Here is a 12100-nt window from a genome sequence, read left to right on the forward strand (position 1 = left end):
GGCTGAAGGTGATGGGGTGGCTTTGCAACCGAATCCTACGCCGCATCAGCGCTTTACACCACGCTCGCCAGCCTCTCAGGCGCCCTCTGACGAATAAGACGGGCTAGGAGCCCGTCCAGATATGTTTTCGTGACGGGCATTTGTTGTAGAGTAGCAGGCTCAGGCTGCGTTTGCGAGGTTGAACAGCTTGAGGAGGTTATGGACGGTGCAGATCATTGTCCACTCGGCGCGCACTTTCTCGATGCCCCGCAACAGGAACTGGCGGAAGCCTCTGCCTCGCGCAAAATGTCGTTTGTCGATTTGCTCGGCGCGATGCGGTCCCTTTCCGTCATGCGGCAATCCGGTGCTTGTGACCGTTCGCGCGAGCACGCCCGTTGACCTTCTTCGTCTTCGCCTTGTGCGCAGCCCGCCCGCGAGGCTTCTTCGGTCGGGGCTCGACCGCATTGAGCTTGGCCTGTCCCTGGTAGACCGTCACTTCGCCCAATCGCTCAAGATAATAGAGCTTCAGCTTGACCTGCTGTGACGATAGCCCGGTGTCGCGGACGAGCGCCGAGAGCGAGACCCATCTATCGAGCGCCAAATATTCCTTGATCTTGACCGCCCTGCTGCTGACCGGCTCGGGCGGCTGTGCCGGCGGCGGCGGTGGTGGCGCCTGGGCCGAGATCGTCTCGCGCATGTTGCCGACCATCTTGAACGTTCGCACCATCAGCTCGGTGAGGTCGGCGATCTCGCCGCGCATGGCGGCAATCTGATCGGGGATTGGGGTGACGGGCTGCGGCAGGTTGAGCGCCTTGGCCAGCTCAGGATGCTTCTTCGGCGGCTTCGGCTCTTCCTTCTTCATCACGTTGTCGGCGCGGAGGAGCCTGCGGACTTCGGCCCTGATGTTCATGCGATTGCGCCAGTCGCTGCCGGTCTTGGCGGTGGTGACGCATCGGAGTTCCTTTTCGGGGACCGCGCGCCACGTGATCTGGATGTGCCCGCCGTTGGTCTGTGTGACCTCCGGTTTTATGCCGTACTGCTTCAGCTCGTTCGTCGCGATTTCCACCAGCTCGTTGTTCATGCTTGCTCTTCCCTAAGCGTGGCCCTTGAAGTGCTGCTCAATCTTCCTCTCGCGCCAGTCCATGATCGCCCTGGCGCAGTTCTCGCTGCGCTTGATTGCGCGCAGCTCCCTTGCTCTTGGCTTGCGCAGGCCGCCGTGGTGGCCCTTGGCCATGACGTTCCACTCGCCGCAGTCGTCGCACAGCGACAGCTCGCCATCGCAGGGAAAGGGATCGGCTGCGTTGATGTCACCGAGAACCTCCAGACCATCGGTGTGGTATCCGCAATGCGGACACGTCGTCGGGTATTCGATCACTGCTTCCCCCATCCCTCTGGTATGCCGCCATGCCGTTCGACCAGGATTTGCTCGTTGATCGGGATCAGTTCGCGCATGGCCTTGACGAATGCCTCGATCAGCTCCTCGCGCAGCGCCGGGTGGTGCCCGGCGAAGAACATTCCGACCAGATCGATCAGTACCGCGCCCTGAACTTCGGGGCCTTGGCCTTGCAGGGCCAGCTCGCAGACCCGCGTTACCATCGTGATCCGGTCATGAAGCTGCATCTGGCTCGTCTTCCTCGGCCTCGGCGCTGTCCAAGATCACGTCGATCATGGCGACGAGCTGGATCAGCCGTGCCTGGGCCGCCTCGCTGTTTGGCTCGCGGTAGTCGATCATATGGACCAGGGCGTTGCCCATCTCGCGTGAACGGAATGGCGTGAGCGCGGCGACTAGCGCGTCGTGGTGATTGACCGCGCGCGCAATCGACATCGCGACATCGCGGGCGTCCTCACAGGCGAGTGTGATGACGCCATCGTCGCTCACGAGGCTCGCCGCCTTGTCGGTGGCCATGCCAAGCTTCAGCCGCTTCATTTCCCTTTTCTCCAGGCCACGAAGTGCGCGAACTCATGCCCCGTGCTGAAAGGTGGGGTGGTGCGCTCCCACTGCAGATATTCCTCCAGCGCGGCACGGTTGAGAAGGTAGTCATGGTCACGCTTTGTCAGTAGTCCAGCGTCGCGGAAGTTGTTGATGACCCTGTGCGCGGTCCCGCGCGCGATCCCGACCATCTCGGCATAGTGCTTCGGCGTCGCGTCGATCAGTAGCTCCTGCTCGTTGGTGCCCGCGAAGCGATCATAAAAGTTGGTGGCGATCCTCAGATGCGCGGAGTTGAGGAGGTTTCTCATCGCCTCGTTCAAGCTTCTTGTGGTCTTCGCCGCCCCGCGCGTGAAGAAACGGTTGAACGGCTGGTTCTCCTCCAGCAGCGTCGGGAATGTCGCGCGAGGAAATGCGATGTAGTCGCTTTCGGTGACCGCCGTCGCCGTGGTGGAATGGACCTCCGCACCGTCCACCGCGCCTTCGCTGAGCCAGCTATCAGGCCCGATCAGCCCGACCATTGCGGTGCGGCATTGCGCTCTCACCATGTCGATCCTTAGCTGGCCACGTGAGACCAGGATAATCTCGGAGATACGCTTGCCGCTTTCGATAATCTTCGTGCCCTTCCGGGCATGCCCGATCCGCTTGCTCTTCAGGGATTTGATAAACGTCCGGACCTCATCCGCTTCGTCGCGTTCGGTCGTCATAGACATTTCCTCCCCCCATTGACGTGAGGGTTGTGTGCATTGTTCGTCGCCTCACGCTGGTAGAGTTACCTTGGTAACTCATATCCGACGTGCATGGCGTTCACATTGATGACACGGAATTTTGAGAGCGCAAGATTATTTTTCTATATTTCGTTACTGCTGAAATTTCGCGCGCGTGCTCACGCCGCCACGTCATGAGAAATGCCACTATGAAAACTCAGTGCGTCAATACGGCAGCTTTCTAAGGCCTGATCATGTGCTGGCCCCTCGCGATCGACACCGCTTGCGCGATTGTCGCCGCGCCGAGTTTGGACCGGCACCGATCGAGATACACGCGCACCGTTGGGGTTTTGAGGTTGAGGGCATCGGCAATTTCATCGGCCCTCTTCCCGAGTGCGGTCAGCGTCAGCACCTCGCGCTCTCGCGGAGCCAGGACGCCCGGCGGCACATAGTGGACGCCCTTGAGCTGCAGCACGCGGTCGAAGGCGTGCATCGCCATCATATTCAGCGCCGGCAGCGCGCGATCGGGCAGGTCGAACTCGTCGCCGCCGAACCACACCTGACCCAGTCGCAACGGTGGCTTGGACACCGGGATCACGACGCCGTCGACAAGGCCGAAGTCCCTGTTGAATTGCACCAGTTCAGCAAGGCGCGTATCTCGCTCGGGGTCATGGGGCGCTTCTTTAAGCCAGCGGAACGGCATCGTCGTGACCTGGCTGTAACGGAAACCGGGATCATCAGCCGTGAACCGTTGTTCGGTGTAGGACTTCATCCACCCCTTCGGCAGCCGATTGTCCAACATGACATCGGCAAAGCTCTCGGTCGCGGTCGGGACATAGCTAAAAACAAAATAGCCGATGCCCTGCTGGTTCAGCGCCGTGCCCATGGCGTCCATCACCGCATCGGGCGTTGAAAGGCTCTCCACTTTCTCGATGAACTCAAGTGCAACTCGTTGCATGTTTTTCCTGCTCGCTCTCCTTGCTCCTTTCGCACATAAGGCGGCCAAAATAAGACGGGCAACACGTTGGCACACTTTGCATAAATATCAGTGCGGGAGCCTTGACGGCTCTGCCCGTTGCGCGAACAATTGGAGCATCCGGCCACAGTGGCCAGGATGACACTGTGCAAGAGGAAACAATGTCCAACACCAAGGCGGTCACCCCGGTGGATGCCTATATCGGCGACAAAATCAGAGGCTACCGCAACAAGCGCGAGATATCGCAGGAGGAGCTGGGCCGGATGCTTGGCCTATCGTTCCAGCAAATCCAGAAATACGAGAAGGGTGCCAACCGCATCACCAGCTCGCGGCTGCAACAGATAGCGAAGATATTTGAGTGCGATGTCGCTGATCTATTGCCCGAGCAGAAAAAGGGCAAAAAAATACAAACGCTTTCGAATTTGGATCGTGTTGCTGCTACACGCGACGGCATGAGGCTGATTGACAGCTTCGCCGGCATCAAGAACGACGTGATGCGTGCCGCCGTGGTTGAACTAGCCCGTCGATTTAGCGGGCACTAACAGCCTCTGCAGATCGAAGGCGGCGGCGGCGGGACCGGCGGCAAGTCCTCGACCTGACTTTGCCTACCGAAAGGGATTGATGGCGTGCCCGCCGCCGCCAGCCAGCGCGGTGATGAGCGCGATCAGCGCCAGCAGCAGGACGATCACCCAGACGCCTTGCTTCACCTTCGGCGGGATAAACTGCTCGATGACCCAGATCGCCAGATAGACGATGCCCGCGAGAATGATCAGGCCGATCAGAAACCAGAGCACGGAAATCGCGATGGAAAGCATGGTCAGGCCTCCATGTACGGGAAGATGACCTCGACTTCATCGTCGGTCGTGATGTCGAGGTCGTCCATCAGACCGGGAGAGATGTCGGCCACGCGCCCCGTGTCCTCGTGCGGTCCCCAATCGGCGGGGAATGCCTTCATGGCGATGCCGGTCTCGACGGCGCGGACCAGTGCCACGTGATTGATCATCTCCGACTTCGGCACCAGACCGTAGTCCCAGCGGCACGCGACATAATGCACATAGGGATTGAGACGCCGCGCGAGCCCGGTCGTTCCTTCCGGCTGGAACGGCAGGAATAGTTGCGGGGCATCATCGACGCTGTAGATGAAGGCCAGACCTTCGCTGGGCGAGACGCCGGTATCGTCGGGACCACCGAAGCAGGACACCTTGCCGCCGACGCTGTATTCGTCGGTCGCGGGCGGCAGGATCACATCAACATCGTTGCCGCCGAGCACCGTGGCGATGGCTTCGCAGATCGCATCGAACTGCCGTTCGTACACCTCCGCATCGGCCTCGCTGTCCACGAAGCAGGTCTCGATCAGGATCGCTGGCCCGGCTGTTTCATTCAGGAAAAACAGGTCGGTGCGCTTCTTTGCGCCGCGATTGAGCAGGCCGCAGCACGAGATGGCGGTGGACACATCCGCCGCCAGCGCGCCCTGCGTCACGTACAGCACCTCGACGCCCATCGGCTTCGACACCTGCTCATAGGCATAGAAGTGCACGGACACGTCGAGGTCGCGCCTCTGGCTGTTGTGATAATCCACGATCCTGTTCAAGGTTCTCGCTCTGGCTCTGGCTGACATCGTTATGAAACACCGTCACGTCGATGTCCCTGGCTTCGAGCATGTCGGCCAGCCGCTCGACCACGCGCCGGGCTTCATCGACTTCATCGAGGATGCCAGCCGCGCCGCGCACGTACTTGCCGTGGCCGGAATATGACGATGCGGTCGTAGCTCATGGCTCGTCTCCTTTGCAGGTTGGCGGGTTCCAAGTCAGCATTGCAGCGCGCGAGCGCGCGAAGGCGTTGATGGCGTTCTGCATGCCCGCGATCTGGCGCGTCGGCGCTTCGTGCGGTTCTTTCATCCAGACATCGAACAGGCGCTTGGTGTGGTCCTTCAGCGCGGAGTTGATGCCGTCGAGAAGCAGGCCGCGAACAATCTCCCGCGTCTCGCTGTCGATGCACGCGGGCGCGGCTTGCTGCGGTGCTGCCGTCAGGGTGCGGACAATCGGCACCGTCACGGTCACCAGCACGATCGCGGAGACAAGCGTTTGCGCCCGGACATTCACGGCATTGCCTTCAGCGCTTCGAGTTCGGCGCGCAGCTCATCGTTCTGCGTCGAGAGCCGCTGCACCGCCGACCACAGTGTCGTCAGCATGTAGCGGTCGTTGATCGCCTTGATCGACATCACTTCCTCGCCGAGCGCTACGGCTTCCTCGCTGTTCAGCTCCGGGATGTCGATGTGCCTGAGTGCCGAGCGCGTCACGCGGTCCACCGCCGGGATGCCGATGTCGCGAACGGCGACCGGAATGACCATTTCGACATCCTGCGCATTCCAGCCGTAGAGCGTTTCGTCGGCGACAACGTTGCGCCCGAAGAACATCTCGCGCGCCGCCGGGTTGGCTGGCGTGAATTCGTTCACCGCGAGCGCATTGACGGCGGCGAGCGCGGCAGCGGGATCGACCTGTCTGGTGATGGCCTTGACGCGGGCATCGGACGTTTGCCAAGCACCTGCGGCAAGGAAAGCGCCCGTGTTGCCATAGAACGAATAGGTGGTGCCGGACAGGTTCTCGCCGCTCATGCCGTACAGGCTGGTGCCGACCGCCCATCCGACGACCCCGGCGAAGCCCGCTCCACTGCACCGAATGTCGGCACCGTAATTTTGGGTTGCGCCTGTGACACCGAGCCCAATTGCACTGACGCTCGCCGGTTGCGCAATTGTCAGCCCACCGGAGTTCGCAAAAATCGCCCTGACGACGCCAGAGAAGCAGACGTTGATCGGGATCGTGCCAGCGCTCAGATTGATGTTGTAGCCCGTCCCATCGACGCCAAGCGTTCCGTAGGTCGTGCCGCCCGTGCGGTAGAGCGTGATCGCCCCGAAACCATTGTCGCCGGTCATGGCAATCGACTTCGGCTGCCACTGGCCCGCCTGCGTCAGTGTCGCGGTCACGTTCTGCCCTAGCACGCCACCAGCGGCGACAGAGGCGGGTGACGCATAGAAGTTCAGATTGCCGGTCGCTGGATCACCAGTGATCATCTCACCAAAACCAGTGACCTGTGCGAGCCAGTTGCTGCCTGCCGCGTTCACAAATGCATTGAAGCCGAAGCTGGTATCGACCGACAGCGCGTAGGAGCTGACCATCGCGGGATATGGCGCGGCAGACTGCGCCGACGCAGCGACGCGCAGCGAGCCGGTCATCCGGTCGCCAGCCTTGATCACCCGCGAGGTGTCGGATGGGTGAACGTGATCCTCGCGCGAGAAGTTTCCCGAGACGCCGACAGCGGCAGCGCCGTTCATCAGCGGCATGCTGACGCCGGGACTGCCAGCGCCCGCCGGACCCTGCACGCCCTGCGGTCCCTGCGGACCAACCAGCGACGTGCCTGCGGGCCACGCGCCGCCAGCCTTCGGGCCATAGATGAAGTTGGTTGCGGTGTTGATGTAGAAGTTGCCGTTGACGCCGACGCCAGCAGTCGGCGCAACGGTGCCGTAGAGCACGGTGTTGCCATCCACGCCCGGATTGCCCTGCGCACCCGTGTTGCCCTGCGGTCCCTGCGGTCCGGCGACACCCTGGGGACCTTGCCCGCCGGTCGCACCAGGAGCGCCCTGCGTACCCTGCGGCCCGGCAACGCCCTGCGGTCCCTGCGCTCCCTGCGGCCCGACATTGCCCTGCGGTCCCTGCGGGCCCGGCGGGCCAACCGCGCCCTGCGGTCCTGGCTTTCCCGGCAAACCCTGGCCGGGAGGTCCGGGCGGTCCTTGCTCGGGCACCGTGATGATCGCGATGTCTTCGGGCGCGAGCACCACGACAGGCGGATCACCGGCACCGATGCTGATGGCAGGCTCGTTGATGACCTCGACCTTGCTCATCGCGACGCTCCCGCATTGTTGGTCAGCGTGCCGGACCAAATCTTGGTCTTGCGCCCGACGCGCGTCATGATGTTGGAATGGTCGTAGTCGCCAAGCCCCAGATGCACGAGCGTGTCCTGCACGATCAGCACCGTGAACAGTCCGTTGACCGGATCGTAAATCTGCAGCTCGCCGGTATCGGTGCCGAGCCGTAGCACCGCCGCTTTATCCTCAGCGTGCCGCCGCAACATCATTTCCAGCGCTGCGCCGGTCAGGTCGATCGGGACGCCGGACGCGGTCGTGTACTGAAACGCCTGATAGAAATCGGCGTCGTTCTCGACAATGATGTTGACCGTTGCCATGGCTCAAAGCCCCGTGAATGCCGTGTCGATCTGCGCCAGCGTCGTGACCACGTTGATCGTTATGTTGTGGCTGACCTGCTGGAAGACCGTGTAGCAATCGTTGGTGTGCTTGTTCACGGCGTCCGACATCTCGATCATCTGCACCGCCGTGACATCGTAGAACTGCATGTCAGACGCGAACCACTTTGTGGTCCAAGTATCGTCAGCCTCTGCTTGCCGCCGCGCATCGGCGATGAACTGGCGGCTGCGGTCATCGGTCAGAACAGGGATGCCACCCGCGACCATGCCGCCATTGACCTTGGTGGTGCGCACGGTGATGGCGTAGCCCTGCAACTGCGGTTTGGTGTACTGATCCACCGCCGGTTGCGACACCTTCCCGGCAGCGGCGTCCCAGAGCCACCAAGGCTGGAAGCTCTGCACGTAGTCCCAGATGTCGGCTTCACTGGCGATGGCTGGCGCGGCTGCGAGGCCGTTGGCCGCCATCCATGCCGTGAAGGCGCTGTCGGCCAGCGGCACATAGATGTTGCGCGCCGACGAATAGACATTCGCCGCATCGCCTGCGACGGACCAGTACCAGTCTTTTGCATTGAACATCATCATCGAAGCGCTCCATCAATTGTACTGGCCGCCGCTTGAGACGACGCCCGGCTGGTTGCCGGGGAAGTAGCTCGCACCCGACCCTTGCGTGTTGATGACGCCGTTGAGGGCGGCGAAATACTTCTGGCCGGTGACGAAGCCTGCGCCGGGAAAGGTCGGCGCACCCGGCACCGGCACCGCGATCGAGCCGTTCGAGCTGGTGACGGCAATCGCAGCCGTGACGTTCATCGAACCGGCAAAGTTGTACGACGCGCCCTGCTGCAAGCCGACGAAGCCACTGAAGAAGGCCGCGAAGACTTCCTGACAGGAGCTGCCCGCGTTGAAGGTGTGGTTGCCGGGATAGACATAGCCGCCATAGGCTTCGAAAATATAACCGGCGGTCGCGCCCTGCGATGCCGTGTTGATCGTGGAGATCGACCCGCCGCTCGATGCGGCGAAATTGCACGGCGGACCAGAGCCGGTCCCGGTCTGCGTGCACAGGTCGCGCACGATCATGTTGTTGGCGTTTGTGCACGAGAAGGTGTGCGCGTTGTTGGCTCCCATCACGAAGGTCGCGGTTGGCCCGTTTCCCTTGATGATGATGGTCGGGCCAATCACGTTCGGCGTCCCGACCGCCTCGTTGAAGGTGCCGGACGACAGGTTGATGGTCATCGTGTAGACCGAAGGCCCGTACTTGAAGGTCTCCTGCATCGCGCGCGCGATCGTCCTGAACGGGCCATGCGGCCCGGAGACCACAGCGGCGCTGCCGTCATACAGCGCATCGTCGCCGGTCGCCGGGTTGCAGTAGAGGTTGGTGTTGGCCGACAGGATCGGCACGAAGGTCGCGGGCGCGAAGGATGCGCCGTACAGCTCGAAATTTCCGTGCGGGCCGTTGTAGACCAGCAGGGCGAGATAACTGCCGGGAAGATCGCCCGCCTGGAGCGCGGTGCCGCCGCGCCGCACGATGTTCTTGCCCGCCAAGCCGTTGATCGAGAGGACCGCCGGGCCGGTGTTGGTGACCGCGACCCGCACCCAGACGAACAACCCGTCAACATAAGCGATCAGCGGCGGCGTCAGCGCGATCGAGAGCAGGTTCGCCGCGCCGCTGTCCACGCCGTAGATCACGTGACCGGACTGCACCGACCGCGAGAGCTGATGCAGATCACCATCGGCGGGCACAAGCCCGGCATCGGTGATGAAGTTGACGATCTCGCGCTGCGGGAATTCGATCGACGCTGCGGGCGGGATCGACCCCATGATGCCGGTCGATGGATTGCCGTTGGTGTAGGCCGCGTTCGGATCGGAGACGCCATAGGGTTGCTGGTACTTCATCGCATGTGCTCCCGTTAAGGCGTTCCCGCCATCGGATCACCCGGATTGCTGAGACCGGAATAGTCGAAGATGATTTGCGTGTGGCCCGGCTTCCATCGATTGAGCACGCATTCCAGATCATCGGCGATGCCGATGCGCAGATGCGGATCGACGCCGGTCTGGCCGGACGCGCAGCGAAACCATGTCAGCCGCGCGCTCGCGACGTGCACGGTCCAGTAGTAACGGTTCTCCAGCGGTCCCAGCCCGTAGTTCGGCCACTCCGACAGTTCGCCTTGCGCGACCGGCACGCCGATCGGGTTGTAGATTTTCTGGCCCCACTGGTTGCGCATCGGATCGGGCGGCAGCGCGCCGTGAACGCGGCAGTCGCCGCAGCCATCCATGGCGACGAAAAACGTGCGAAACTCGGTGATCGTGATGGTGTAGCCGAGCTGTGCGGCGACGCCGATGAAGAACTCACGAGACTGCGCGCCCAGCATCGTCATGCGCATCACCAGCGCGAGCTGCCGGTCGGCGATCGACTGCGGGCTGGTGTAGCAGGGATCGGGCAGACCCCAGTTGCGTTCCCAGTCCGGCAGCAGCTCGACCGTGCTGCGTGGGTCGCTCTCGACTTCCAGCAATGTCGAGGCCCTGGTCTCGAAATCGCCCCAGATGCGCGTCAGCCCGCGCACGACCGTCATCAGCACGCTGTCGTCGTGACGCGGCCAAGCCTGCCCGACCGGCAGCAACCCCTGCATGGCGTCGGCGTAGTCATCTCCGGTGCGTGTGACGTGGTGGTCAGGGTCAGGCATAGAGCACGGTCCCCAACGTTGGCATGTAGGCTGGCGCTGGCATCACGGTGGTTTCGAAGTCCAACTCGTGCGTCTCCTCGCCGACCGCTTGGCTGATCGCCTCATCGACCCATGAGCGGTACATCGTCTGGCCCGGCTTCGAGCGCTTGAACTCCATGTCGGTGATCGACTGCTCGATGCGGGCGCGCACGGTCGGGTCGTCGTTGGTCAGGCTGGAGATCGTGATGTCGTAGAACGACAGGATCGGTGCCATGACGAAGCAGTCCTTCACGGTCACCGGCCGCTTGCTGTCGATGTAGTCGGACACCGTGTCGACATCGGCAGGCTGCGGCAGGCCGTGATTGTCAGGGTAGGTGTCGTCCATCAGGAAGCGCACCGTCATGGTGCCGGGTCCGATCTCGCACGCTGCCCACGCGCGCGTGACGCCCGGCACCGCTGTCGCCCATGCGACATAATCCGCAAGGTCGCCGCCCATCGGAGGGTTCTGGATGCGAAACAGGATGCGCTCGCGGAGCTGATCGTCGGTCTCGGTGTCGAAGCCGCCGGCCATGTCGCCGAACAGGATCGCGGTGTCGATGCCGGGGACCGTTTGCGACAGCGACATCACGTCACCATCCGGCAGGTTGCCGACCCTGCCTGCGGTCAGCGAAACCGCAGTTGCGGAGCCGAAGCCGTCAGCGCCGATCTCGCCCGCCGTGATGGTCTGGTACTGCACGCCATTGCCGCCGGTCATCAGCGCGCCGATCGGAATGACGATGCCGGTGCCGCCGGTGAACTGGACCTGCCCCTGCGCGTAGGTCGCCGCCTTGCGGCCCTTGGAGCCGTCAGCGTTGACCAGCCAAATTTGCCCGTGCCGATCCAGCCATTCCTGTTCGGCGGTATCGGGCATGAGCTGCTTGGCCAGCCAGTCGAGATACAGCAGGGTGAGATGCGTCAGTCCGGCCATCGCATCGCTCATGATGCGAAGCACCGAGTTCGGGACCAGCGCCACGCCGCCGACTTGCGCGAGCACATAGTCGCGCACGAGGCGACGAACGTCCTTGAGCGGAGGGGTTGTCCAAGGCATCAGGGCGCTCCCAACTCTTCCCACAGAGATGCATACCGAAGATCGATCGGCCGATCTGGACCGCGATAAATTACAACGCTCACGTCGATCCTTCCACGATCGGTTCTTGATGCTCCCGCATCAATACGCGACGCGATGCGCTGATCGGTGAACGGACGCAGCGCCTCGCGCGCGTAGCTCTCCGCGCGATAGACGGTGCTGCCTTCGCGCGCTTGCGATGGTGTGATCTTGGCGCGGCGCAGGAGCCAGAGCTTCGAGCCGACCGGCCAGCCGTTCCAGATTTCCTCCGCATCCATGTCGCCCCACCATCCGCCGCGATCGGTGCTGTCGGGATCGGGCAGCACCGCATCGGCGGGGACCAGCGCGTCGGTGCCAAGCGCGATGATGACCGCGCTCTGCAAGGCGAAGCCGTCGCCCAGGAGGTGCATCGGCGTCATCAGCCAGTCCAACTCGACGGCGGTGCCGACGATGGCGATGTCGGTCTGCTGGACGTATCGAACGTCAGGCATG

General features: G+C 62.7%; 18 protein-coding genes and 1 pseudogene. 2 read left to right on the top strand and 17 right to left on the bottom strand.

What is annotated here, in order from left to right; genetic code table 11:
* Window positions 1-159: 159 nt before the first annotated feature.
* The 7 genes and pseudogenes from HAP48_RS34865 to HAP48_RS34895 form a co-directional block, all read right to left on the bottom strand.
* Window positions 160-279: pseudogene (locus HAP48_RS34865) on the bottom strand (transposase); the annotation flags it as partial.
* Window positions 280-328: 49 nt separating this feature from the next.
* Window positions 329-1060 carry a hypothetical protein gene (locus tag HAP48_RS34870; protein ID WP_166204332.1) on the bottom strand — a complete coding sequence of 244 codons (732 nt, stop codon included), beginning with the start codon at window positions 1058-1060 and terminating at the stop codon, window positions 329-331.
* 12 nt (window positions 1061-1072) lie between these two features.
* On the bottom strand, window positions 1073-1354 hold the full coding sequence (locus tag HAP48_RS34875) for a hypothetical protein (protein WP_166204333.1): 282 nt from the start codon (window positions 1352-1354) through the stop codon (window positions 1073-1075).
* Window positions 1351-1599, bottom strand: coding sequence for a hypothetical protein (locus HAP48_RS34880; RefSeq protein WP_166204334.1), 249 nt, complete (start codon window positions 1597-1599; stop codon window positions 1351-1353). The genes HAP48_RS34875 and HAP48_RS34880 overlap by 4 nt, the downstream gene beginning before the upstream one ends.
* Entirely contained in the window at window positions 1586-1906 is a 321-nt protein-coding gene (locus tag HAP48_RS34885) for a hypothetical protein (protein WP_166204335.1), read from the bottom strand. The genes HAP48_RS34880 and HAP48_RS34885 overlap by 14 nt, the downstream gene beginning before the upstream one ends.
* On the bottom strand, window positions 1903-2613 hold the full coding sequence (locus HAP48_RS34890; RefSeq protein ID WP_166204336.1) for a Crp/Fnr family transcriptional regulator: 711 nt from the start codon (window positions 2611-2613) through the stop codon (window positions 1903-1905). Before HAP48_RS34890 ends, HAP48_RS34885 begins: the two co-directional genes overlap by 4 nt.
* 241 nt (window positions 2614-2854) lie before the next feature.
* The gene (locus HAP48_RS34895; RefSeq protein ID WP_166204337.1) at window positions 2855-3508 is read right to left on the bottom strand and encodes a helix-turn-helix transcriptional regulator; all 654 of its coding nucleotides are present in this window, start codon (window positions 3506-3508) and stop codon (window positions 2855-2857) included.
* Between the two features lie 242 nt (window positions 3509-3750).
* Between HAP48_RS34895 and HAP48_RS34900 the strand changes: the two genes are divergently transcribed.
* The gene (locus HAP48_RS34900) at window positions 3751-4131 is read left to right on the top strand and encodes a helix-turn-helix domain-containing protein (protein ID WP_166204338.1); all 381 of its coding nucleotides are present in this window, start codon (window positions 3751-3753) and stop codon (window positions 4129-4131) included.
* Window positions 4132-4194: 63 nt separating this feature from the next.
* Here the strand turns inward: HAP48_RS34900 and HAP48_RS34905 are convergent, their stop codons facing one another.
* Window positions 4195-4404: a hypothetical protein gene (locus HAP48_RS34905; protein WP_166204339.1), complete on the bottom strand. Its 210-nt coding sequence runs from the start codon at window positions 4402-4404 to the stop codon at window positions 4195-4197.
* Window positions 4405-4406: 2 nt separating this feature from the next.
* Window positions 4407-5207: an N-acetylmuramoyl-L-alanine amidase gene (locus tag HAP48_RS34910; RefSeq protein WP_224496739.1), complete on the bottom strand. Its 801-nt coding sequence runs from the start codon at window positions 5205-5207 to the stop codon at window positions 4407-4409.
* Between the two features lie 4 nt (window positions 5208-5211).
* On the opposite strand from HAP48_RS34910, the gene HAP48_RS50225 reads away from it, so the two are divergent.
* The gene (locus HAP48_RS50225) at window positions 5212-5343 is read left to right on the top strand and encodes a hypothetical protein (RefSeq protein ID WP_275949193.1); all 132 of its coding nucleotides are present in this window, start codon (window positions 5212-5214) and stop codon (window positions 5341-5343) included.
* Window positions 5344-5358: 15 nt separating this feature from the next.
* Here HAP48_RS50225 and HAP48_RS34915 read toward each other — a convergent pair whose 3' ends face one another.
* Genes HAP48_RS34915 through HAP48_RS34955 form a run of 8 tightly spaced genes read right to left on the bottom strand, consistent with a single transcriptional unit; the run spans window position 5359 to window position 12099 of the window.
* Complete coding sequence (locus HAP48_RS34915) at window positions 5359-5691, bottom strand: hypothetical protein (protein ID WP_166204342.1); 333 nt, start codon at window positions 5689-5691, stop codon at window positions 5359-5361.
* A complete protein-coding gene (locus HAP48_RS34920) occupies window positions 5688-7487 on the bottom strand; it encodes a collagen-like domain-containing protein (protein WP_166204343.1) in 1800 nt (599 codons plus the stop codon). The genes HAP48_RS34915 and HAP48_RS34920 overlap by 4 nt, the downstream gene beginning before the upstream one ends.
* On the bottom strand, window positions 7484-7828 hold the full coding sequence (locus HAP48_RS34930; protein WP_166204344.1) for a hypothetical protein: 345 nt from the start codon (window positions 7826-7828) through the stop codon (window positions 7484-7486). Before HAP48_RS34930 ends, HAP48_RS34920 begins: the two co-directional genes overlap by 4 nt.
* Window positions 7829-7831: 3 nt before the next feature.
* A complete protein-coding gene (locus tag HAP48_RS34935; RefSeq protein WP_166204345.1) occupies window positions 7832-8428 on the bottom strand; it encodes a DUF4376 domain-containing protein in 597 nt (198 codons plus the stop codon).
* A gap of 12 nt (window positions 8429-8440) precedes the next feature.
* On the bottom strand, window positions 8441-9736 hold the full coding sequence (locus tag HAP48_RS34940) for a hypothetical protein (RefSeq protein WP_166204346.1): 1296 nt from the start codon (window positions 9734-9736) through the stop codon (window positions 8441-8443).
* Between the two features lie 14 nt (window positions 9737-9750).
* A complete protein-coding gene (locus HAP48_RS34945) occupies window positions 9751-10524 on the bottom strand; it encodes a YmfQ family protein (protein ID WP_166204347.1) in 774 nt (257 codons plus the stop codon).
* On the bottom strand, window positions 10517-11590 hold the full coding sequence (locus tag HAP48_RS34950) for a baseplate J/gp47 family protein (RefSeq protein WP_166204348.1): 1074 nt from the start codon (window positions 11588-11590) through the stop codon (window positions 10517-10519). The genes HAP48_RS34945 and HAP48_RS34950 overlap by 8 nt, the downstream gene beginning before the upstream one ends.
* On the bottom strand, window positions 11590-12099 hold the full coding sequence (locus HAP48_RS34955; RefSeq protein WP_166204349.1) for a phage GP46 family protein: 510 nt from the start codon (window positions 12097-12099) through the stop codon (window positions 11590-11592). The genes HAP48_RS34950 and HAP48_RS34955 overlap by 1 nt, the downstream gene beginning before the upstream one ends.
* Window position 12100: the final 1 nt, after the last annotated feature.

The organism is Bradyrhizobium septentrionale, from assembly GCF_011516645.4.
Taxonomy (GTDB): domain Bacteria; phylum Pseudomonadota; class Alphaproteobacteria; order Rhizobiales; family Xanthobacteraceae; genus Bradyrhizobium; species Bradyrhizobium septentrionale.

Bases quoted from the DNA above. Each gene is read 5' to 3' on its own strand.
- HAP48_RS34910 (WP_224496739.1), bottom strand. From the start codon at position 5,207: ATGTCAGCCAGAGCCAGAGCGAGAACCTTGAACAGGATCGTGGATTAT.
- HAP48_RS34885 (WP_166204335.1), bottom strand. From the start codon at position 1,906: ATGAAGCGGCTGAAGCTTGGCATGGCCACCGACAAGGCGGCGAGCCTC.
- HAP48_RS34945 (WP_166204347.1), bottom strand. From the start codon at position 10,524: ATGCCTGACCCTGACCACCACGTCACACGCACCGGAGATGACTACGCC.
- HAP48_RS34870 (WP_166204332.1), bottom strand. From the start codon at position 1,060: ATGAACAACGAGCTGGTGGAAATCGCGACGAACGAGCTGAAGCAGTAC.
- HAP48_RS34905 (WP_166204339.1), bottom strand. From the start codon at position 4,404: ATGCTTTCCATCGCGATTTCCGTGCTCTGGTTTCTGATCGGCCTGATC.
- HAP48_RS34935 (WP_166204345.1), bottom strand. From the start codon at position 8,428: ATGATGATGTTCAATGCAAAAGACTGGTACTGGTCCGTCGCAGGCGAT.
- HAP48_RS34880 (WP_166204334.1), bottom strand. From the start codon at position 1,599: ATGCAGCTTCATGACCGGATCACGATGGTAACGCGGGTCTGCGAGCTG.
- HAP48_RS50225 (WP_275949193.1), top strand. From the start codon at position 5,212: ATGAAACACCGTCACGTCGATGTCCCTGGCTTCGAGCATGTCGGCCAG.
- HAP48_RS34955 (WP_166204349.1), bottom strand. From the start codon at position 12,099: ATGCCTGACGTTCGATACGTCCAGCAGACCGACATCGCCATCGTCGGC.
- HAP48_RS34930 (WP_166204344.1), bottom strand. From the start codon at position 7,828: ATGGCAACGGTCAACATCATTGTCGAGAACGACGCCGATTTCTATCAG.
- HAP48_RS34920 (WP_166204343.1), bottom strand. From the start codon at position 7,487: ATGAGCAAGGTCGAGGTCATCAACGAGCCTGCCATCAGCATCGGTGCC.
- HAP48_RS34950 (WP_166204348.1), bottom strand. From the start codon at position 11,590: ATGCCTTGGACAACCCCTCCGCTCAAGGACGTTCGTCGCCTCGTGCGC.
- HAP48_RS34940 (WP_166204346.1), bottom strand. From the start codon at position 9,736: ATGAAGTACCAGCAACCCTATGGCGTCTCCGATCCGAACGCGGCCTAC.
- HAP48_RS34900 (WP_166204338.1), top strand. From the start codon at position 3,751: ATGTCCAACACCAAGGCGGTCACCCCGGTGGATGCCTATATCGGCGAC.
- HAP48_RS34895 (WP_166204337.1), bottom strand. From the start codon at position 3,508: ATGGACGCCATGGGCACGGCGCTGAACCAGCAGGGCATCGGCTATTTT.
- HAP48_RS34890 (WP_166204336.1), bottom strand. From the start codon at position 2,613: ATGACGACCGAACGCGACGAAGCGGATGAGGTCCGGACGTTTATCAAA.